Raw genomic sequence first — 417 nt, forward strand, 5'->3', positions numbered from 1 at the left:
CCCTCCTTGCGGGCGTGAACGGTACCATTGTTGACGCAGCCTTCGATGTAACCGGTCTGACTGCCGGCAATGCCGCCCACGTTGTAACCGATATGGTCATACCCCACGGCACCCCGGTTGATACAGGCACGCACCACACCGGCCGAACCGCCGGCGATGCCGCCGATATCGGTAATATCGGAAGCGCGCTCGGTGGTGAGAAGGTCCTCTACCGTGAGATCTTTCAGGTTGACTTCATTTTCGTTGACGGTGGTATTGATGGCGGCCTGGTTGGTGCATTGAGAGATGACACCGTCGTTCTGACCGGCCATACCGCCCACGAAATGGTCGCCGTACACACTGCCGTTCACCGTGCAGCCGGTGATGATGCCGGTGACCGTGTTGGTGCCTGCAATACCGCCGATCTGCCGGGTGCCG

At 60.2% G+C, this 417-nt stretch carries 1 pseudogene; it reads right to left on the bottom strand.

Annotated features, from left to right (window positions below):
- Positions 1–417: pseudogene (locus tag H6B10_RS15480) on the bottom strand (hypothetical protein); the annotation flags it as partial.

Origin of the sequence: Gemmiger formicilis (assembly GCF_016901605.1) — a bacterium.
GTDB lineage: Bacteria > Bacillota > Clostridia > Oscillospirales > Ruminococcaceae > Gemmiger > Gemmiger formicilis_B.